Origin of the sequence: uncultured Albimonas sp. (genome assembly GCF_963977235.1) — a bacterium.
Taxonomy (GTDB): Bacteria; Pseudomonadota; Alphaproteobacteria; order Rhodobacterales; family Rhodobacteraceae; genus Albimonas.
In genome coordinates, this window is record NZ_CAXBOD010000035.1 from 1 (window position 1) to 20931 (window position 20931).

At 72.8% G+C, this 20931-nt stretch carries 17 protein-coding genes; 8 read left to right on the forward strand and 9 right to left on the reverse strand.

Features of this window, described 5'->3' with window-relative positions; translation table 11 throughout:
- Positions 1–112: 112 nt before the first annotated feature.
- A complete protein-coding gene (locus AAC134_RS15415) occupies positions 113–838 on the reverse strand; it encodes a thermonuclease family protein (protein WP_339950002.1) in 726 nt (241 codons plus the stop codon).
- 228 nt (positions 839–1066) lie between these two features.
- Here AAC134_RS15415 and cobS point away from each other — a divergent pair, with 228 nt between their 5' ends.
- The 4 genes from cobS to AAC134_RS15435 all read left to right on the forward strand — a co-directional run bounded on the left by cobS (position 1067) and on the right by AAC134_RS15435 (position 5727).
- Positions 1067–2056 (forward strand): cobaltochelatase subunit CobS, encoded by a 990-nt coding sequence (cobS, locus tag AAC134_RS15420; RefSeq protein WP_339950003.1) that lies wholly within the window; start codon positions 1067–1069, stop codon positions 2054–2056.
- 142 nt (positions 2057–2198) lie between these two features.
- Positions 2199–4085: a cobaltochelatase subunit CobT gene (gene cobT, locus AAC134_RS15425; protein WP_339950004.1), complete on the forward strand. Its 1887-nt coding sequence runs from the start codon at positions 2199–2201 to the stop codon at positions 4083–4085.
- A gap of 113 nt (positions 4086–4198) precedes the next feature.
- A complete protein-coding gene (locus tag AAC134_RS15430) occupies positions 4199–4861 on the forward strand; it encodes a hypothetical protein (RefSeq protein WP_339950005.1) in 663 nt (220 codons plus the stop codon).
- A 254-nt stretch (positions 4862–5115) separates the two neighbouring features.
- Complete coding sequence (locus tag AAC134_RS15435) at positions 5116–5727, forward strand: hypothetical protein (protein ID WP_339950006.1); 612 nt, start codon at positions 5116–5118, stop codon at positions 5725–5727.
- 5 nt (positions 5728–5732) lie between these two features.
- On the opposite strand, the gene AAC134_RS15440 is transcribed toward AAC134_RS15435, so the two are convergent.
- Positions 5733–6920, reverse strand: a complete 1188-nt coding sequence (locus AAC134_RS15440; RefSeq protein WP_339950007.1) for a TIGR03862 family flavoprotein — start codon at positions 6918–6920, stop codon at positions 5733–5735.
- Positions 6921–7123: 203 nt separating this feature from the next.
- On the opposite strand from AAC134_RS15440, the gene AAC134_RS15445 reads away from it, so the two are divergent.
- Complete coding sequence (locus AAC134_RS15445; protein ID WP_339950008.1) at positions 7124–8332, forward strand: acetyl-CoA C-acetyltransferase; 1209 nt, start codon at positions 7124–7126, stop codon at positions 8330–8332.
- 317 nt (positions 8333–8649) lie between these two features.
- Here AAC134_RS15445 and AAC134_RS15450 read toward each other — a convergent pair whose 3' ends face one another.
- Entirely contained in the window at positions 8650–9798 is a 1149-nt protein-coding gene (locus tag AAC134_RS15450; protein WP_339950009.1) for an alpha/beta hydrolase, read from the reverse strand.
- 273 nt (positions 9799–10071) lie between these two features.
- Between AAC134_RS15450 and ald the strand changes: the two genes are divergently transcribed.
- A complete protein-coding gene (gene ald / locus AAC134_RS15455; protein ID WP_339950010.1) occupies positions 10072–11190 on the forward strand; it encodes an alanine dehydrogenase in 1119 nt (372 codons plus the stop codon).
- Between the two features lie 34 nt (positions 11191–11224).
- Here the strand turns inward: ald and AAC134_RS15460 are convergent, their stop codons facing one another.
- Genes AAC134_RS15460 through AAC134_RS15475 form a run of 4 tightly spaced genes read right to left on the reverse strand, consistent with a single transcriptional unit; the run spans position 11225 to position 14664 of the window.
- Positions 11225–12310, reverse strand: a complete 1086-nt coding sequence (locus AAC134_RS15460; protein ID WP_339950011.1) for a glycosyltransferase family 2 protein — start codon at positions 12308–12310, stop codon at positions 11225–11227.
- Entirely contained in the window at positions 12307–12888 is a 582-nt protein-coding gene (locus AAC134_RS15465; protein WP_339950012.1) for an SAM-dependent methyltransferase, read from the reverse strand. Before AAC134_RS15465 ends, AAC134_RS15460 begins: the two co-directional genes overlap by 4 nt.
- Positions 12888–13634 carry a PIG-L family deacetylase gene (locus tag AAC134_RS15470; protein WP_339950013.1) on the reverse strand — a complete coding sequence of 249 codons (747 nt, stop codon included), beginning with the start codon at positions 13632–13634 and terminating at the stop codon, positions 12888–12890. Before AAC134_RS15470 ends, AAC134_RS15465 begins: the two co-directional genes overlap by 1 nt.
- Entirely contained in the window at positions 13627–14664 is a 1038-nt protein-coding gene (locus AAC134_RS15475) for an acyl-CoA dehydrogenase (protein WP_339950014.1), read from the reverse strand. Before AAC134_RS15475 ends, AAC134_RS15470 begins: the two co-directional genes overlap by 8 nt.
- A gap of 393 nt (positions 14665–15057) precedes the next feature.
- On the opposite strand from AAC134_RS15475, the gene AAC134_RS15480 reads away from it, so the two are divergent.
- Positions 15058–17109 (forward strand): catalase, encoded by a 2052-nt coding sequence (locus AAC134_RS15480; RefSeq protein ID WP_339950015.1) that lies wholly within the window; start codon positions 15058–15060, stop codon positions 17107–17109.
- A 4-nt stretch (positions 17110–17113) separates the two neighbouring features.
- Here the strand turns inward: AAC134_RS15480 and AAC134_RS15485 are convergent, their stop codons facing one another.
- Positions 17114–17839 carry a Crp/Fnr family transcriptional regulator gene (locus AAC134_RS15485; RefSeq protein ID WP_339950016.1) on the reverse strand — a complete coding sequence of 242 codons (726 nt, stop codon included), beginning with the start codon at positions 17837–17839 and terminating at the stop codon, positions 17114–17116.
- Positions 17840–18143: 304 nt separating this feature from the next.
- On the opposite strand from AAC134_RS15485, the gene AAC134_RS15490 reads away from it, so the two are divergent.
- The gene (locus AAC134_RS15490; protein WP_339950017.1) at positions 18144–19799 is read left to right on the forward strand and encodes an NAD(P)/FAD-dependent oxidoreductase; all 1656 of its coding nucleotides are present in this window, start codon (positions 18144–18146) and stop codon (positions 19797–19799) included.
- A 120-nt stretch (positions 19800–19919) separates the two neighbouring features.
- Here the strand turns inward: AAC134_RS15490 and AAC134_RS15495 are convergent, their stop codons facing one another.
- The gene (locus AAC134_RS15495) at positions 19920–20756 is read right to left on the reverse strand and encodes an IclR family transcriptional regulator (RefSeq protein WP_339950018.1); all 837 of its coding nucleotides are present in this window, start codon (positions 20754–20756) and stop codon (positions 19920–19922) included.
- Positions 20757–20931 lie beyond the last annotated feature (175 nt).

A 20931-nucleotide genomic window follows, 5' to 3' on the forward strand; every position in this document is an offset into this window, starting at 1 on the left:
ACGAGTCGCTCTGATCGGCATCAGCGACGGACGGCTCCGGAGAACAGGCGCTTCGGGCGGGAATTTCGGGCGGGGCGCCGGGGGCGCGTTTCGGGGAGGGCGCGCGGAGGCGTCAGCGCTTTGCGGGGCGCCAGCCGGCGGCGACGGCTTCGGCCTCGGAGCAGAACCAGCGCTCGCCCTTCGCCTCGTTGATGCGGGTGCGGGCGTAATCGGCCTGGTCGGGCATGTGGTAGATGCGGCCGGCGCCCGACTGGTTGCCCTTGATGGGGCAGTCCGAGCCCGGGCCCTTTTCGCCCTCGAGCGCGGCGTCAAGCGCGGGGCCCGACAGGACTTCGGGGTCCGAGCTGCCGGTGCGGCGATAGTCCCAGGGCGTCGCGAACGGGCCCGACCACATGCCCAGCTTCTCCGCCTTGGCCTGCGCCTCGGCGTCGCCGTAAAGCTCGGGCCGGCCGCGGTAGATCACCGCCTGGCCGGCGGCGATCATCGCGCGGCCAAGGTCGCGGCCGTTGGCGTCGCAGCGGGCGAGCGGGCGGTCGTAGCGGTCGATCTCCTCCCAGGCGCAGCTGACCTTGGCGCCGTCGATCAGCGCCTCGAGCGCGCGGGTCGAGGCCTTGCCGCAGGCGTAGACCGAACCGGAGGCGTCGCGGCAGGTCTGGGCGGCCTCGGGCGCGTCGATCTCCAGCAGGCGGATGCGCCGCCCGTCGATCTTGATGGTGTCGCCGTCGGTGACCTCGGCGGGGCCCTCGAGACGGCCGGGCGGGTCGCCCGAGGCCTGCACTCCGACGAGAAGGGCAAGGACGCACGCAAGCGAGCCGGCAAGGCGAAGCGATCGGGGCATGGCGGCTCCGAGAACACGTTAAGGATCTGTCAGGTTTTCTTAACGCAGCGCTTCGGCCGCGTCATGCCCCCCACCGAGGCGCCCGAGCCTTGCCATGCGGAGGGTTTGCGCATCCTGAACCCCGGACGCGGCGCCTCGCCGCTGGCGCCCTTGCGCCTGTGGATCATATGCTGCACGAAACATCCGCAAGGACAGGCCGGGACCGGACCGGCGGAAAGCGAGCGATACATGGCCGACGGCGCGACCCCCGATGCAATGACCCCGACCCACGACATTTCGGTTCGTGAGGCGTTCGGCATCGATTCCGACATGAAGGTCAAAGGCTTCGCAGAGTCGAACGACCGCGTGCCGACGATCGATCCCACCTACCAGTTCGATCGCGACACCACGATGGCGATCCTGGCTGGCTTCGCCTTCAACCGTCGCGTGATGATCCAGGGCTACCACGGCACCGGCAAGTCGACTCACATCGAGCAGGTCGCCGCGCGGCTCAACTGGCCCTGCGTGCGCGTGAACCTCGACAGCCACATCAGCCGCATCGACCTGATTGGCAAGGACGCGATCAAGATCCGCGACGGCAAGCAGGTCACCGAGTTCCATGAGGGCATCCTGCCCTGGGCGCTGAAGAACAACGTCGCCATCGTCTTCGACGAATACGACGCCGGCCGCCCGGACGTGATGTTCGTCATCCAGCGCGTGCTGGAGGTCGACGGCAAGCTGACCCTTCTGGACCAGAACGAGGTCATCCACCCGCACCCCTATTTCCGTCTGTTCGCGACCGCGAACACGGTGGGCCTGGGCGACACGACCGGCCTCTACCACGGCACCCAGCAGATCAACCAGGGCCAGATGGACCGCTGGTCGCTGGTGGTCACGCTGAACTACCTGCCCCATGACGCCGAGTGCGCCATCGTGCTGGCCAAGAACAAGGACTACGACACCGCCGAGGGCCGCACCACGATCTCGCGGATGGTGACGGTGGCCGACCTGACCCGCTCGGCCTTCATGAACGGCGATCTCTCCACCGTCATGTCGCCGCGCACGGTGCTGGCCTGGGCCGAGAACGCGCGCATCTTCGCGGGCGACATCGGCTTCGCCTTCCGGGTGACGTTCCTCAACAAGTGCGACGAGCTCGAGCGCCAGACGGTCGCCGAGTTCTACCAGCGCTGCTTCGGCAAGGAACTGCCCGAGAGCGCCGCTTCGGTCGCGCTGGGCTGACGCCCCGCCCGACCGCCGGGCCGGCCCGCGGGCCGGTCTTCCCCAGGTTCCGCCCCGCCTGACCGGCTTGCCCGATCGGCGGGGGCGGATCACGGGACCCGGCCCCGGATCGACGGCGGCGCGGGTCCAGGAGGCGCATTCCATGGCCGCGAACGACCGCGACAACCCCGCAGACCCGCTCAAGAAGGCGGTGGCCGAGGCGACCCGCGCCATGGCCAACGACCGCGACCTGCAGGTCACCTTCTCGGTCGACCCGCCGGGCATGTCCAACGACAGCCTGCGCCTGCCCCAGGTCAGCCGCAGGATGTCGAAGGACGAGGTGATCGCCGCCCGCGGGGCCGGCGACGCCTATGCGCTGCGGCTGCGCTTCCATGACGAGGCGCTGCACACCCGCTATCTGCCCCAGGGCGACATGGCCCGCGCGCTGTTCGAGTCGATGGAGACCGCCCGCTGCGAGGCGATCGGCGCCAAGGCGATGCCGGGCGTCGCCCAGAACCTCGACGCGCGCATGGCCGAGACGGCCCGCAAGATGGGCTACTCGGAGATCACCGATCCCGCCAAGGCGCCGCTCGCCGAGGCCGCGGGCTACATGCTGCGCCAGATGGCCACCGGCCGCGCCCTGCCCCCGGGCGCGGAGAACGTGCTCGGCCTGTGGCGCGGCTTCCTCGAGCAGCAGTCGGCCGAGAGCATGACCGCGGCCTCAGGCAACCTCGAGGACCAGGCCGCCTTCGCGCGCCTCGCCCGCCAGGTGATCGACCAGCTCGGCTATGGCGAGCAGCTGGGCGAGGATCCCGACCAGGACGAGGACCAGGACGAGAACGAGCAGGAGGAGGGCGAGGAGGCCGAGCCCGACACCGACGAGGGCGGCGACGAGGACGGCGACGACCAGCAGGACTACGCCCCCGACGACCAGAGCTCGGAGGCGCCCGACAGCTCCGCGGCCCAGGCGCAGATGGACGAGGACGAGGACGCCGACCTCTCCGACGACGCCGCCGAGGACGAGGGCGACCCGCCCGACAGCCCCCCGCGCCCGCCGTCCGCCTCGGAGGCCGACCCCGCCTACAAGGTCTTCGCCAGCGCCAACGACGAGGAAGTGCTGGCCACCGAGCTTGCCGAACCCGAGGAGCTGGAGCGCCTGCGCGCCTATCTCGACCAGCAGCTCGAGCCGTTGAAGGGCGCTGTCAGCCGTCTGGCCAACAAGCTGCAGCGCCGCCTGCAGGCCCAGCAGAACCGCAGCTGGGAGTTCGACAAGGAGGAGGGCGTGCTCGACGCGGCCCGTCTCGCGCGCGTGGTGGCGAACCCGACCACGCCGCTGAGCTTCAAGGTCGAGAAGGACGCCAAGTTCCGCGACACCGTGGTGACGCTGCTGATCGACAACTCGGGGTCGATGCGCGGCCGCCCGATCTCGATCGCCGCGATCTGCGCCGACATCCTCGCCCGCACGCTGGAGCGCTGCGCGGTGAAGGTCGAGGTGCTGGGCTTCACCACCCGCGCCTGGAAGGGCGGGCAGAGCCGGGAGCAGTGGCTGCAGGCCGGCCGCCCGCAGGCCCCGGGGCGGCTCAACGACCTGCGCCACATCATCTACAAGCCCGCCGACGCGCCCTGGCGCCGGGTGCGGGATTCCCTTGGCCTGATGATGAAAGAGGGGCTCCTGAAGGAGAACATCGACGGCGAGGCGCTGGAGTGGGCGCATCGGCGCCTGGAAAAGCGCCCCGAGCAGCGTCGGATCCTGATGGTGATCTCCGACGGCGCGCCGGTGGACGATTCCACGCTGTCGGTCAACGCCTCGAACTACCTGGAAAAGCACCTGCGCGACGTGATCGCGATGATCGAGCGGCGCAAGCAGGTCGAGCTCCTGGCCATCGGCATCGGCCACGACGTGACCCGCTACTACGACCGGGCGGTGACGATCACCGACGTGGACCAGCTGGCCGGCGCGATGACCGAGCAGCTGGCCGCGCTGTTCGACACCGACCCGATGGCGCTGGGCAAGGCCGCGCGCCGCGGAAAGATGCGCCGGGTGGCCTGACCGCCCGGCGTCGCCGCGCCGATTCCCCGCAGGCGGCGGTTGCGTGTATCTATTCCGGCGCGCCCCCTCTACGTAACGGAACGTTAAGAAATTCGTTCCAGGGGGAAATCTTCGTGTTCAAGTCACTTGTCGGCGCCGTATCCGGCGCCGCGTTTCTGATGCTTTGCGCACCGGCCGCGCAGGCCATGTATCAGACCACCCTGACCTTCGAGCCGCAGCTGCCCCAGAATGGCGTGCTGTCGATATCGGTGCTGTGGGACACGGCCGAGACCTCCGGCATCGTCTCGAAAGGCGAGCTGACCGAGCTGTCGTTCGTGCTCGAACTTGCCGGCGGCGATTATGTCGATCAGGCGATCGTGGCCGGCGTCGTGCAGCCGATCGCCGGCGTCGCCCGCACGCTGGACGATCTGGACTTTCTGTTCAGCCTCAACGCCTGGCTGCTGGATCCCACGAATTCGGGCGCGCTGGCCGGCTTCGACAACGACGCGCTCGTTCGCCAGATGCCCGATGCGGCCGGCGTGAGCTTCAATATCTTCGTCAACACCGACGCCGCCTACGTTGTCGGGTTCGTGGACGGCGCCTTCGTCTCAGAAGGCGGGGGCGAGACCGGCGAGCCTCTGAGATGCGTCAGCTGCGACGAGGGCGTGCCGACCGCGTATTCGACCGTGGTCCTTCCGACGGCCGTTCCCGTTCCCGCCGCGCTGCCGCTGCTGGGCGCCGCGCTTGGCGCGCTGGGGCTGGCCGCGCGCCGCAGCCGGGCCAACCGCCCGACCTGAGGCCCGCCCGCCTCCGCCCGCCCGTCGCGACCCCGGTCGCGCCGACGTCATCGCGATGCGCGCCCTCCGCCAGGGGCGCGCATCGCGCGCGTCGGGGCCCTGCCCGGCGCGCACGGTGGCGCATCGCGACCTTTTGTCCGCTGACACATTAACAAACTTGAACACAACATGACTGGACGCCGGAGGTCCGGCGTCGGGCGTCCGGTCCGCACCGCGCGCGGGTCCGGACGCGCCCTCGTTCATGAGGACCCGTCATGGCCCTGCGTCTGTCCCCACTTGTTCTCGCCGCCGCACTGGCCCTGCCGGCCGCCTCCGCCTCGGCCTTCTCGACGGTGGTGACGCCGCTGGAGACAGGGCTCGAGTACGCCTACCTGCAGATCAACTGGCAGACCGGCAAGACGAGCGGTCTGGTGGACGTCGCGGACCTGAGCTTCCTCGAGTTCGAGATCTTCGGCCTGGACGGGCTGCTGCAGTTCACGGACCTCGCGATCGAGGACGGCCTCGTGGCGCCGCTGGGCAACAACGCCCGCGACCTCTCGGACCTCGCGTTCTCGTTCGAGCTGGGACTGCCGCCCGAGGACCGTGGTCTGGCGCTGAAGAGCTTCGACAACAACCTCGGCGACGTGTCGCTGATCCTGGGCGGGGACACGTTCACGATGCTGGACGTCGCGGGCCTGCTGAACCCGGCGACGGGGCTGATCGCGGTCAGCACCTCGACCTGGGCGCCGGCGGGCGCGCCGCCGAGCCCGACGCTGCAATATCAGCGCCTCGACGTCGCCTCGGTGGTCGCCACCCCCCTGCCCGGCGCGCTGGCGCTGCTCGCCGCGGGGCTGGGCGCGCTGGGGCTGGTTCGCCGGAGAGGCTGAGCACGTCAGCCCGCCTCCAGCCGCCGGGCGGCGGCAAGGCCGGCGTGGCGACCGGTGGCGAGGCAGGCGGTCAGCAGCCAGCCGCCGGTCGGCGCCTCCCAGTCGAGCATTTCGCCCGCGCAGAACACGCCCGGAAGGGCGCGCAGCATCAGCCCCTCGTCGAGCGCCGCGCGAGGCACGCCGCCGGCGGTCGAGATCGCCTCGTCCAGCGGCCTCAGGCCGGCGTGGGCGACGGGCAGCGCCTTGAGCAGGGCGGCCAGCGCGGCGGGATCCTCGGGAGGGGGCCGGCCGAACTCCATCGCCAGCGCCCGGCGCGCGGGATCGAGGCGCAGGGCCTTGCGCAGACGGTTCGACAGCGTCTCGCCCCGGCGGGCGCGGGCGAGACGGGCGGCGACCTCGGCCTGGGTCAGGTCCGGCGCCAGGTCGAGGCTCAGCGCCGCGCCCTCGCGCACCGCGGCCGAGACGGCGTAGACCCCGCCCCCCTCCAGCCCGCGGGCCGAGATCACGAACTCCGCGCGGCTGCGCAGCGGGCCGGCGATCAGCGCCGCGGCCTTCACCGGCATCCCGAAGCGCGGCGCCATCGCCGGGGACCAATCCACCCGCAGGCCGGCGTTGGCGGGACGGAACGGGGCGAGATCCACGCCGCGGCCCTCCAGCAGCGGCGCCCAGGCGCCGTCGGAGCCGAGCCGCGCCCAGCTCGCCCCGCCAAGCGCCAGCACCGCGACGGCGGGGGTCTCGAGCTGCAGACCCTGGGGCGTCGCGAACCGAAGCGCCTCCCCCTCCCAGCCGGTCCAGCGCCAGCGGCGGCGCAGCGCCACGCCCTGCCCTTCGAGCCGGCGCAGCCAGGCGCGCAGAAGGGGCGAGGCCTTCATCGCCCGCGGAAACACCCGGCCGGTGGAGCCCACGAAACTCTCCTGCCCCAGCCCCTCGACCCAGGCGCGGATCTCGGCCGGGCCGAAGGCCTCGATCGAGGGGGCGAGCCAGGGGGCGGCCTCGGCGTAGGCCTCGAGGAAGTCCGCGGCCGGCATCCGGGTGATGTTGAGGCCCGAGCGGCCGGCCATCAGGAATTTTCGCGCGGGCGAGGGCATCGCCTCGGCGACCGCCACCGCGTGGCCGCGGGCCGAGAGGACCTCGGCCGCCATCAGCCCGGCGGGGCCGGCGCCGATCACCACGGCGGCGGGGGGGAGGGTCATGGGCTCGGGCTTCCTGCGACAACGCTCGGCGGGCCCCCTCGATGGCGCGGGAGGGGCGCGAGGGCAAGGGGCCCGCGCTCCGCAGAGGGGCCGGGCGTCGCATCCGCCGGCAGGTTGGCCGCCCGGCGATAGGCTTGACCGCCACGGGGCGTTATGGTCGCGCCCGAAGTCCGGCCCTGCGAGCCGCACGACAGGAGGAACCCATGAACGACGCCTATATCTGCTCCCCCCTGCGCACGCCCGTCGGCGGCTTCGGCGGCTCGCTGAAGCCTGTGCCCGCTCATGAGCTTGGCGCGATCGTGGTCAAGGCGCTGCTCGAGCGCACGCAGATCGACGGGGCGGACGTCGACGACGTGCTTTTCGCCCAGTGCTACCCCTCGATGGAGGCGCCCGCGCTCGGCCGCGTGGTGGGTCTCGACGCCGGACTTCCCGAGACGGCGGGCGGGCTGCAGCTCGACCGGCGCTGCGGCTCGGGTCTGCAGGCGATCATCTACGGCTGCCTGCAGGTGGCCTCGGGCGGCTCGGAGCTGGTGATCGTGGGCGGCGCCGAGTCGATGTCCAACGCCTCGTTCTTCACCCATGAGGGGCGCTACGGCGCGAAAGCCGGCGGCATGATGCTGCACGACAGCCTGACCCGCGGCCGCGTCACCGCCGGCGGCAAGAACTTCCCCGTGCCCGGCGGCATGATCGAGACGGCCGAGAACCTGCGCCGCGACTATTCGATCCCGCGCGAGGAGCAGGACGCCTTCGCGGTCGAATCCCACGCCCGCGCCGTCGCAGCCCAGCAGGGCGGCCTGTTCCGCGACGAGATCGTCCCGGTCACCATCAAGACCCGCAAGGGCGAGACCGTGGTCGAGACCGATGAGCATCCCCGCCCCGACGCCAACCTCGAGGGCCTCTCGAAGCTGCGCCCGATCATGGGGCGCCAGGACCCCGACGCCACGGTGACCGCGGGCAACGCCTCGGGCCAGAACGACGGCGCCTCGGCCGCGATCGTGGCCTCGGCCGCGATGGTGGCGAAATACGGGCTGACCCCGCTCGCGACCCTCAAGGGCTGGGCGGTGGCGGGCGTGGCCCCCAACCGCATGGGCATCGGGCCGGTGCCGGCGGTGGCCAAGATGCTGACGCGGGCCGAGATGTCGCTCAAGGACATCGACCTGATCGAGCTGAACGAGGCCTTCGCCGCCCAGGCGCTGGCCTGCACGCGCGAGTGGAAGTTCGAGAAATCGGACTTCGAGCGGATGAACCCCAACGGCTCGGGCATCTCGCTGGGCCATCCGGTGGGGGCGACCGGGGGACGGATCCTCGCCACGATGCTCAACCACATGAAGCGCTCGGGCGCGAAGCATGCGGTCGAGACCATGTGCATTGGCGGCGGCCAGGGTCTGGCGGCACTGTTCAAGGCGGCCTGAGACCGGGCCCGCGTCCACGCGCGCGATCTGAACGGCAGCGATGGCGGAGGCCCCGGGCTTGACCCGGGGCCTCTTGCGTTCCGCCCGACGCGACGCGGCCGGGGGACCGTGCGCGCCGCGCCCCGGCCGCCTCCGGGCGCGATGCTGGAGGGTCCGGGAGATCCCGCCCGCCCCGCGCCCGACGTTTGCTGAGACTCGCAACGCCCGTCCCGGGCCGCGCATGCGCCCCCGGCGCGTGCGCACGGCACGAGGGGGCTCGACGCCCCCTCGGGACGCCACCCGGCCCTCCGTGCGCGCGACGCCTATCGGCGCGCGACTCAGCTCGGCGAGAGGCCCGCCCCCGCGGCGAAGGCGAGCAGCCGGGCGACCGTCGCCTCGGGCTGCTCCTGCTGGACCCAGTGGCCGGCGCCCTCGATCAGGTGAACGCCCGCAAGGCGCGCGAAGGCGCGGTCGTCCATGGCGCGGATGTCGGCGCCGGGCTTCTGGTAGACGCCCCAGTCCTTCGCCCCGGCGATGAAGGTCGCGGGGACCTCGATCCGGCGGCCGGCGAACAGGCGGTGCTCGCGCGACTGCTCGGGCGAGAGGCTGCAGCGGTACCAGTTCAGCGCGCCTTGGAAGCCCGTGCGCGCGAAGGCGGCGGCGTAGACCGCCATCTCGGCCTCGGTCAGCCAGCGGTTCGCGGCGATCTGGGCCGCGTCGGGCATGTGTTCGGCCGCCGTCTCGGCCATGCCGCGGCCGCGGTCCATGACGTAATAGGTCGGCATCCGCGCGAGCTCCGAGGCCTCCCACGCCTTCAGCGGCTGGGGATCGTTCTGCGGCCAGTCGGCGCTTTTCACATGGTAGTAGGCGCGCAGGAACGCGTGCAGCCCCTGCGGGGCGTGCAGCATCTCATGCTCGGCGCCCGGCGTCGCGTAGTGGTGCTGGTAGTGCCGGCGCGGCCGCGGCAGGGCGGCGAGCGCCGCGTCGATGTCGGGGACGGGCGGCTCGGCCGGGCCCGGGGGCAGCGGCGGCGGGCCGGCGAAGGGCGCGCTCATCAGCGCCACCCGCTCGAACACGTCGGGCCGTGTCAGCGCAGCCCACGCCGCGACGGGAGAGCCGAAGTCGTGGCCCACCAGCAGCTCCGCCCGCTCCCGCCCCAGCCGCCGCACCAGCGTCAGCGCGTCGGTGGCGAGGTTGAGCATCCGCGAGGCCGAGAGATCCCCCTCGTAGCGCCCGTCCCAGCCGGTGGTCCCGCCATAGCCGCGCTGATCGGGCGCCACCGCGTGAAACCCCGCCTGGGCCAGCGCCGGCAACACCTTGCGCCAGCTGTAGGACAGCTCGGGGAACCCGTGCAGCAGCAGGGCGAGGGGGCGATCGGGGGCCTCGTGCCCGGCCTCGAGGATGTGCATCGACAGGCCGTTCACGCCCTCGATCCGCCGGGCGCGGATGCCGGGGTGAAGCGGCGCGTCCGCGTAGGGGTTGGTCATGGCAAGGCTGCTCCCGTCGTTCTCGGCCGCGGGCATGGAGCGCCGGCGACGCCCGCCCTGTCAATCCGCAGTCCCGGGGCCCGGCGCCTGGCCCGGCCCCGCCGGCGAGGCCGCCCTCACCCCCCGCGCCTCCGCCGATGCGCCCGGGCCGCTCGCAACGGTCGCGGCCGGCCGCGCCAGGCGCTAGGCTCCGGAGTCGCTGTCGGGGGGCGGCCCGCCCCCCGCTCGGGGAGAAGCGCGGGCGCCGCGTCGCCTGCGAAGGGAGGCGACATCATGCGGATCGGAAGTCCCAGGGAGATCAAGGCCCAGGAGCATCGCGTCGGTCTGACGCCGATGGCCGCGCGGGAGGCGGCGGCCCATGGCCACGAGGTGCTGATCGAGACCGGCGCCGGCCTCGGCGCAGGCTTCGAGGACGCCGCCTACCGCGCCGCCGGCGCCGAGGTGGTCGAGCGCGCCGAGGAGGTCTTCGCCCGCGCCGACATGGTGGTCAAGGTGAAGGAGCCCCAGGCGCAGGAGCGCGCCCTGCTGCGCGAGGGGCAGGTGCTGTTCACCTACCTCCACCTCGCGCCCGACCCCGCCCAGACCGCCGACCTTCTGGCGAGCGGCGCGACCGCCATCGCCTACGAGACGGTGACCGACGCCGCCGGCGGGTTGCCGCTGCTGGCCCCGATGTCGGAGGTCGCGGGACGCCTCGCCCCCCAGGCCGGCGCCTGGGCGCTGCAGAAACAGCAGGGCGGGCGCGGCATGCTGCTCTCGGGCGTGCCGGGGGTGGGCGCGGCCGAGGTCGTGGTGATCGGCGGCGGCGTGGTGGGGACCAACGCGGCCCGCATCGCGCATGGCATGGGGGCGCGGGTCTCGGTGCTCGACCGCTCGATCGCGCGGCTGCGTCACCTCGACGAGGCGTTCGGCGGCGCTTTCGCCACCCGATACGCCAGTCAGGCCGCGACCGAGGAGCTGGTCGCCTCGGCCGACCTCGTGATCGGCGCGGTGCTGGTTCCGGGCGCGGCGGCGCCCCGGCTGGTGACCCGCGCGCAGCTTGGCGACATGAAGCCCGGCGCGGCGATCGTGGACGTGGCCATCGACCAGGGCGGCTGCTTCGAGACCTCGCGCCCCACCACCCATGAGGACCCGGTCTACACCGTTGACGGCATCGTCCACTATTGCGTGGCCAACATGCCGGGGGCGGTGGCGCGGACCTCGACCATCGCGCTCGGGAACGCCACCCTGCCCTTCGTTCTGGCGCTCGCCGACAAGGGCTGGCGCCGGGCGATGGAGGAGGATCCCCACCTGCTCGAGGGGCTCAACGTCCACGCCGGCAAGCTGACCTGCTACCCGGTGGGCGAGGCGCAGGGGATCGACGTGCTCTCGGCGAGGCTGGCGCTGAAGCTCTGACCCCTCGCCGTCGGGCCGGGCCGCCAGGCGCCCCTCAGCGGTCGGAGTGGACAGGCTCGCCAGGGTCGAAGGGACGGCGCCGGGGCCAGGGCTCCGCCTCGGGCGGGGCCGCCTCGGCCTGGCCGGCGCGCCGCTCGAGCAGGCGGCCGGCATAGCCCAGCCGCTCCTCCAGCGTGGCGCAGGCGCGCAGGCGCGCGACGCACTCCTGCAACGCCTCGATGTCGTCGAGCGGAGACCGGCGCACGGACGCCACCCCCGCCACCCGACCCTCGGCCCGCAGATGGCGCGCCAGCATCACGTCGAGCGGATGCAGCGCCGAGTCGACCAGGTCGCGCCCGGCGCGGCGCGCGGCCACGCCCGCGGCCATGCCGTCTGGCGCCCGGCCGACCTCGCGCAGGGAGGCCCGCACCACCGCCGTCTCGGCCCGCGCGACGCGCAGGCCCGCCGCCCGGGCGCGGGCCACGATGTCCCGGTCCTCGTTCGACACCCGCCGGCGGAACCCGCCGAGCGCCCGGTAGGCCGCGGCGCGAAACCCCAGGTTGGCGCCGCCGGCGAGGTCGATCCCCCCTGCCCGCCCCTCGGGATCCATCAGCCCCTCGAAGGCGACGCTGAGCGCGAGGTAGCGCGCCTCCCGCCGCTGGCGGCGGCGCATGTCGGAGGGCAGACGCCGGGCCTCGTCGGGGAATGTCTCGATCCGCCCCATCGCGACATCGGCCTCCTCGAGCGCGGCGCGCATCCGCGCCACCCAGTCGCCCCCGGCCGCGCCGTCCGCGTCGGTGGTCAGCAGCGTCTCGGCTTGCGGACACAGCCGCGCGGCGAGCGCAAAGCCGAAGCGACGCGCCGCCCCGACGCCGCCGCGGGCGAACGCACGCTCGGCCAGCGCCAGCGGCAGGCCCTGGCGCGTGGCGACCTCCTGCGCGACGGCGGCGGTGGCGTCGCGGGTGTTGTTGACCACCAGCACCAGCGCCGCGGACTCAAGCTGGGGCGCCAGCGCTGCGAGACAGCGCCCGATCAGCTCGGCCTCGTCCTGCGCGGGCACGATCACCGCGGTCCGGGCATGCGCGAGCCCCGCTCTCGAGGGCAGGCGCACGCCCGCCGGAAGAGGTCGCGGCGGCGTCATTGCCGCGCGCCGTGAGCGAGGTCGAGGCGGAACCCGTCGGCGTCCCCGTCGCCTGCCGGCAGATGCCGGAATCCGCGCCGGGAGCTCGCGGCGAACAGCGCGAGCGAGGCCTGCCCCTCGATCGCGTTGCCGCTGGCCCCGAGCCAGGTGCAGCACAGGATGTCGGCCTGCGGCCAGCGGCGGTCGAGCTGCTCGGCCAGCGCGGCGATCTCGGGCGCGTCGAGGAAATACAGCACTTCCGAAAGCAGGATCAGGTCATGCGCGGCGCCGGCGGGACCCGCAGGCAGCTCGGCGGGCAGGAACGCCCGTTCGAACCTCGCCGCGGGGACGGCCCGGCGCGCCGCCTCGAGCGCCGATTCAACGGCGTCGACGCCCACATAGGCCGCGCAGCGGGGCGCGATGCGGCGGGCGAGCTCGCCGTTGCCGCAGCCGATCTCGAGCGCGGAGGCGTAGCGCGCGCGCGGCAGCGCCCGGGCGACGGCCGACAGGCGGGCATGTTCGAACGGGCTGGAGCGGAAGCGCCAGGGATCGTCGTCGTCGCGGTAGATCGCCTCGAGGCGCTCCTGGGACACTTGCATCAGCGGGGCTCCCTTTCGAAGAAGATCTCTGGGCCGGTCTCGAACATCTCGACGAAGGCCGGGGTCATGGCGAAGGCTTCGCGGGCGTCGCGGATCACCTCGCCCAACTGGCTGTGATGGCAGCGGATCGCGGCGCTCTTGGCCGCGCGCCAGGGGCCCGGATCGAGGCGGTGCTCGCGCACCCGCCCGAGGCGCCCGCGAAATCCGGGGTCATGCCAGCGCGACCAGACCGGGTAGCTGAACAGCCGCAGCCCGGTCATCCGCGCGGCGGCGCGCGCGATGGAAGCGGCCACCTCGTGATCGCAATGGGGATCTGTCTCGCAGGGGGCGAAGAGGCTGCGCGCGCCGGTCCGCCGGGCCGCCTCGATCACCCCGGCAAGCGCGGGGCCGAGGTTGGCGACCGTGTCGGTGCGCGCGTCGGGCAGGCCAAGCCAGGTAAGGTCGCCCGCCCCGCCCCCGAGTTGCGAGAGAGCGTCCTCCAGCTCCCGCCGGCGCAGGGCCGAGAGCGCCTCGCGCGGCCAGGTGGGCGAGCCGAGATGCGAGGCGCCCCCGTCGGTCAGGCAGATCACGTGCGCCCCCGGCCCGGCGAAGCTCGCCGCCAGCAGGGCGCCGCAACCGAGCGACTCGTCGTCGGGATGGGGGGCCAGCACCAGCGCCGGCGCCCCGCCCGTAAGCTGCGCCACGCTCGCCGCGACGGCGTCGGGGCCGCGCTGCGCCTCGTCGAGAAGCGCCGGACGATCAAGCATCGAACCAGCTTTCAAAGGTGTCGTCTCCCACGAACAGGTCGCGCCCCACGCGCAGGGTCATCGCGTCCCGCGCCGCCTGGCGCAGGTAGCAGGCGAGATCGCGGGCCATGCGCCCGACCGGATCGTCGAGGGCGAACATCCCCAGACCCACCGAGCGCTCGACCGCCGCGATCGCGTCCTGGCCGAGCTCCTCCATCAGCAGCCGGGTGGAGATCGAGAGGGTCGCCGCGCGCTCGGGCTCGGCCCGCCCGGCGGGACCCTCGGCGAACTCGGCCGCGCGGACGATGGCCGCGTCGGCCGCCAGCGCCCGGATGCCGAGCGGCGCGAGGCGCAGGAGCTGGGCGTCCGCCTCGAGGTGGCCGCGCCGGCCCAGCGCCGCGCGGGCGCGGTCCAGAAGGCCCACGACCCCGCCCAGGGTGGTCGCCGCGATCCGCCAGGTGCCGCCGATGAACTGGGGTTCGGCGGTGTAGACGTCGGGCGCGCCCAGCGGCTGGCCCGCGAGCCCCGTGCAGTCGAACCCGCCCGAGCAGCTGTCGCCCATGCCCGAGACGTCCCAGTCCTCGGGCCGGTGGCGGCGCGTGTCGTCGACGTCGACGATCACCAGCTGCCGGCCTGCGCTGCGGGCGGGGTCGGCGGGATCCTGGAGGCGGGCCGCGACGATGGCGCGCCGCGCCATCCCCAGCCCCGAGGCGAAGCTCTTGGCGCCGCTGAGCGTGCGGCCGTCCCAGGACACGGGCCGGTCGCCGTCCGCCGCCCAGACGCCATAGAGCTGGCCGTCGCGCATCGCGGCACGCGCCTCGGCAAGCTGGGCGGGCGTGCCATGGGCGCGGATCAGCCGGTGGGCGTTGGCGTGCCCCTCGAGCAGGCGCCCCGCCGAGAGGTCCCGCGCCGCCACCTGGCGCAGCACCGCGTGCAGCGCCCGGGGCGTCGCCCAGGTCTCGGGCGCCAGCCAGGCGCCGTCGCGCAGATCGGCGAGGATCGGGGCGCATCGCTCGACGCGCATCGACGGGACGGGACGGATGTGACGCATGGGAGCCTCGCAGTTGCAACGCTGCACAAAGCGATCCCGGCTCGTGACCAGATTGCGGCGCGAAACTGACCGGGAGGCGGCCCGCACGGAAGGCCTCGCGACCTCGCGCAACAACATCGCGCCCGAAACGGGCCGGCCGCCCGCCTGGCGGCGCCGGCGGCCGTCGCAGCACATTTCATTCTATTCCAGCCACATACCGGCGCCCCCGGGCGAGGCCGTCGCGCTCCGCCGGGTCGGGCGTGGGGGTTGAGCGCGTGATCGCGCCGCCCGGCCGGCACAATAAATGTTAACGCCGCCTATGCCTCTCCCCCCGGCTCGCTAGCTCATTGGACAGCGACGACCCCCCGCGACCCGCGACGGACGTCCCCAGACTTCGAGACAGGACCTCCCTTCATGAAAGATCCCGAACAGACCCGCGGCCCCGGCGGCGAGACCCACCAGACCGCCGGCAAGGACCACGAGACGATGACGACCCAGGTCGGCATGCCGATCTCGGACGATCAGAACAGCCTGAAGGCCGGCTCGCGCGGTCCGCATCTGCTCGAGGATCAGGTGTTCCGCGAGAAACTGTTCCACTTCGATCACGAGCGGATCCCCGAGCGGGTGGTCCACGCCCGCGGCTACGGCGCCCACGGGACGTTCGAGCTGACCGAGAGCCTGTCCGAGCTGACCTCGGCCGACATCTTCCAGCGACCGGGCGAGAAGACCGAGGTCTTCGTGCGCTTCTCGACCGTGGCGGGCAGCAAGGGCTCTCCGGATCTCGCGCGGGACGTGCGGGGGTTCGCGGTGAAGTTCTACACCCAGCAGGGCAACTGGGACCTGGTGGGCAACAACATCCCGGTGTTCTTCATCCAGGACGCGATGAAGTTCCCCGACCTGATCCACGCGGCCAAGCCCGAGCCCGACCGCGGCTTCCCCCAGGCGCAGACCGCGCATGACAACTTCTGGGACTTCATCTCGCTGATGCCCGAGAGCATGCACATGGTCATGTGGATCATGTCCGACCGGACCATCCCCCGGTCGTTCCGCTTCATGGAGGGGTTCGGCGTCCACACCTTCCGGCTGGTGAACGCGCAAGGGGAGTCGCAGTTCGTCAAGTTCCACTGGAAGCCCGTGCTGGGCGTGCAGTCGGTGCTGTGGGACGAGGCGGTGAAGATCAACGGCGCCGATCCCGACTACCACCGCCGCGACCTGTGGGAGGCGATCGGGTCCGGCGCCTTCCCGCAGTGGGAGCTGGGGGTGCAGGTCTTCGACGACGCCTTCGCCGACAGCTTCCCCTTCGACGTGCTCGACGCCACCAAGCTGATCCCCGAGGAGGAGATCCCCGTGCGCAAGGTCGGCGTGATGACGCTCGACCGGATGCCCGAGAACTTCTTCCTCGAGACCGAGCAGGTCGCCTTCCAGACCGGCAACCTCGTGCCCGGCATCGACCATTCCAACGACCCGCTGCTGCAGGGGCGCAACTTCTCCTACCTCGACACCCAGCTCAAGCGGCTGGGCGGGCCGAACTTCAACCACATCCCCGTCAACGCGCCGCGCTGCCCCTTCGCCAGCTTCCAGCAGGACGGGCACATGGCGATGAAGAACCCGATGGGGCGGGCCAACTACGAGCCCAACAGCCATGGCCTCGGCCCGCGCGAGGATCCCGAGCGCGGCTTCCGCTCGCACGAGGAGCGGACCGGCGGCGCCAAGCGGCGGATCCGGGCCGAGAGCTTCGCCGACCACTACAGCCAGGCGCGCCAGTTCTATCGCAGCCAGACCGAGATCGAGCAGACCCACATCGCCGACGCCCTCGTGTTCGAGCTGTCGAAATGCGACATCCCCGCGATCCGCGAGCGGATGATCGGCCACCTGCGGGTGATCGATGAGGACCTGGCGAAGGGCGTGGCCGAGGGCCTGGGCCTCGACGATCTGCCTGACGCGGCAGAGCCCGCGCGGCCGGTGGTGGCGACCGAGCCCTCGCCCGCGCTCTCGATCCTGGCCAACCCGCCGGGGACGTTCCGCGGGCGCAAGCTGGGCGTGCTGATGACCGACGGGGTCGAGCGCCAGATGCTCGACGCGCTGCTCACGGCCGCCGAGGACGCCGGCGCGACGGTCGAGCTGATCGCCGCGACCGTCGGGGGGGCGAGGCTCGCCAACGGCAAGAGAGTTGCGGCCCACGAGAAGATCGACGGCGCGCCCTCGGCCCGCTACGACGCCGTGGCGGTGCTGGCGACCGAGGCCGGCGCGCGGACGCTGGCGGGAAGCCTGGACGCGCGGCGGTTCCTCGCCGACGCCTGCGCCCACGGCAAGTTCGTCGCCCTGTCGCCGGCCGCCCGCGACCTGTGGTTCGAGGCGATCGCGCAGGAGCCTGACGAGGGCGTGGTGACGCTCGACGACACCGCGGCCGCCGCGCGCTTCCTTGAGGCCTGCAAGGGCCTCAGGTTCTGGGCGCGGCTGGGCTGAGGGATCAGGCGGGGCCGCTCGCCCCCTCCCACGGCAGGAACAGGAAGCCCGGATCGAAGCGTCCGATCCGGGCGGTTTCCGCACGGTCGAGAAACTGCACCTCGCCGTCGCGCACCACGCACAGCCCCGCCTCGCGCAGCTCCCTGAGCGTGCGGTTGGCGTGCACGCCCGACAGGCCGCAGGCCTCGGCCATCTGGCTCTGCGTGAGGGGCAGCGCGAAGCGGCCCTCGCGGCTGCGCCCGCACAGCTCCATGCGCAGCCCCATCTCGCACAGGAAATTCGCGAGCCCGGCGAGCGCGCGCAACTGGCCCATCCGGAACGTCCAGTGGCGGTGGATCGAGGCGTCGATCATGGTCAGCGCCCAAAGCGCGCGGGCGTCCTCGGCGCTGTCCTCGACGATCTCGAGCAGCGCCTTGTGGGGGAACAGCGCCAGCCGCGCCGGGCTGACCGCCAGCACATCGTGATCGAGCCGTCCCAGCGGCAGCCCGTGCAGGTCGACGAAATCGCCGGGAACCTGCAGGGCCACCATCTGCGCCTGGCGGACCCCGTCGGTGGCGTTGCGCACGATCAGCCCGTCGAGGAGCAGCGCGCTCCGAGCGATGCTCTCTCCGGCCTTGGTGATGCGCGTGCCGGCCGGGACCTCGATGATCTCGGAGCAAGCATCCTGCAGGCGCCGCCACAGCTCGGGCGACAACCTGCGCACCATCCCCGCATGATCGCTCGCCCGCATGTTCGCCCCCTCGCGTCCCTTCGCCTCGCCCTGTCGGAGCGCGACAATAGTCAGCGCGCCGCCGAGGTCCAGACCCCAGGCGCGACGCGAGGCGCACCTTGAGCCGCGGCCTCGCCGCGACGCGGGCCGGCCCGGGAATTCCACTCAGTGGACTCCTCGGGATTGCCCGAGGGGCGCGCGGTCCTAAGCTGACAGGGCACACCAGGCGCGCCCTGCCCGACGTGGGCCCGAGCGTCGCCGAGGCGGCGCGCCGGCGGCCAGGCGACGCGGCGGCCGGCGCGCCGCAGGACAGGGACACGGATCCGTGGACACGAGCGAGACATCCCCCCCTCGCCAGCGCTTCGACGCCCTGGTCGTCGGCGCGGGCTTCGGCGGCCTGCAGGCGCTTCACCACCTGCGGGCGCACGGGCTGGCCACGCGATTGGTCGAGGCCGCCCCCGCGCTCGGCGGAACCTGGTGGTGGAACAAGTATCCCGGCGCCCGCGTCGACATCGAGAGCCTCGAATACTCCTACGGCTTCGACGAGGAGATCCAGCAGGCGTGGCGCTGGTCCGAGCGCTACTCGCCGCGCAAGGACGTTCGCGCCTACCTCGAATTCGTGGCCGACAGGCTCGACCTGCGGCGCGACATGCAGTTCGACACGCGCATCGAGACCGCCGCCTGGGACGACGCGCGCCGGCTGTGGACGCTGACCGCGCACAGCGGGGAACGGTTCGAGGCCCGGTGCGTGTTCTTCGCGCTGGGCTTCCTGTCCGAGGGCTTCATCCCCGAGATCCCGGGGCGCGAGCGCTTCCGAGGCACGCTCGTCCACACCTCCCGCTGGCCCGAGGACCTGGACCTGACCGACAAGCGCGTGGGCTGCGTGGGCGTGGGCGCGACCGGGGTCCAGTTCGTGCCCGAGGCCGCCAGGATCGCCGGCCATCTGCACGTCTTCCAGCGCTCCCCCAACTGGTGCCTGCCCCAGCGCAACGAGCCGATGCGCCCCGAATACGAGCGCTTCGTGAAGGACAACTACGCCGAGATCCGCCGCCAGGAACATGAGCAGCGCGGCGCCGGCCATGTGCTGTTCAACTACGAGATCACGCCGTCCTCCGCGCGCAGTCCCCTCGACTGCACGCCCGAGGAACGCGAGGCGATCTACCGGCACTTCTGGAAAAACGGCGCCATCCACATCTCGCGCGGGTTCTTCGGACTGACCACCGACAAGGCCGCCAACGACACCCTGCGGGACTTCTGGGAGCGACAGATCCGCGAGACGGTGCAGGACCCCGAGACGGCCGACAAGCTGATCCCGGACTTCCCGCCGCTGACCCGCCGCCCCTGCGGCGAATACGGCTACTACGCGGCGTTCAACCGCGACAACGTCAGCCTGGTCGACTGCAAGGCGGACCCGATCGCCGAGATCGTGCCCGAGGGCGTGAAGCTCGAGAGCGGGCGGGCGATCGAGCTCGACGTGCTGGCCTTCGCCACCGGCTTCGACGCGGGCGCGGGGGCGCTGCGCCGGATCGCGGTGACCGGACGGGAGGGGCTGAGCCTCGACGACCGCTGGGCGGAGGGGGTGCGCACCTTCCTCGGCCTGATGAGCGACGGGTTTCCCAACATGTTCGTGCTGGGCGGCGCGCAGAGCCCGGCGGCGCATTTCTCGCCGCCGCTGCTGGTGGTCTACCAGACGCAGCTGGCGCTCCGGCTGATCGAGGCGACCGACGCCGCCCGGGGCGGCGCGGTCGAGCCCGCGCGCGCCGCGGTCGAGGACTGGACCCGCGAGGTGGCCGCGGTGATGGACAAGACCCTCATCGCCGGATCGCAGAGCTGGTGGATGAGCGCCAACGTCCCCGGCAAGCCGCGTCAGCCGGTGGCCTACGCGGGCGGCTTCGCGGCCTATCGCGACCGGGCCGAGCGGTCGCTGGCGGAGGGCGCGCAGGACTGGACCCTGGCGCGCGACCCGGCCGAAGCCTCCTGAGGCGCGGCCGGGGCCCTCCGCCCCCTGCAGGCCCGATCCCGGCAGGCCCGACCCCGGCGGGTCCGATCCCGGCGGGCCCGGTTCCAGCCGCCCCCTTCCGCGCGGCCCCTGCCCTGGGTTTCAGGGCGCCTCGCGGTGCGCGGGGGCGCCCGCGGCGCGGCGGTCGTCGAGATCCTCGGCTATGGCGCGGGCCCGCGCGATCAACCGGGGCGCCAGGCGCTCGGCCAGCTCGGGGGTCATCTCCGCAGCCGGGGCCAGCAGGGTCAGCCCGGCGTAGCAGTGACCGCCCCTTGCATGCACCGGCGCAGAGAGGGCCCCGATGCCCTCGATGAAGTCGCCCCGGGTGTGCGCATAGCCGCGCGCCCGCGCCTGCGCGACCTTGCTCATCAGCGCCTCGAAGGTCAGGCCGCCGCGGACCAGCACGTTCCACTCGTTGGCGAACAGGATCTCCTCGACCTGGGCGTCATGGAGCCGGGAGAAGATCGCGAGGCTCGCCGCGCTCGCCCCCAGCAGGCTGACGTATCCCACCTTGGCGACCGAGCGGTTGGCGTTGATCCAGGCGTCGTCGCCCGGCACGCAGGCCGCCACCAGGCCGAACCGGCCCTGCCGGCTGGTCAGCAGGCTCATGCGCCCGGTCTCCTCGCGGATCTCGAGCATCGGCGCGCGGGCGGCCTCGATCAGCAGGCGCGGCGGGGCTGCGCTCTCCATCGCCAGGGCCAGCGAGCCCAGCTTGTAGCGCCGCCCCGAGGATTCCTGCACCACCAGCCCGACCCGTCGCAGCGACTGCAGGATGCGATGGGTCGTCGGCCGGGTCAGCCTGGCCGCGCGGCTGAGGTCCACCAGCCGCATCCCCAGCGGGGACTGCGCGGCGAGCTCGCCCAGGATCGTCATCGCGCGGTCGAGGCCCTGGGTTCCCGATTGCGGGGCGTCGTGGCCCTCCATGCCTTGAAACGTCATCTCGGCTTCCTCCCGGTCCCATATTAGAAAACTCCCGTGACGCGAGGACAAGCCATATCGGCGCGCGCCGGGCCCGCCTCGCTTCGCGGGGGCCGCGACCCGCGGTTCCGCCAGTTGGACTCTTCGGCCCTCCGCGCGGCACTTCGCCGCTGCGCATTTGACCGCATGGGGGCGC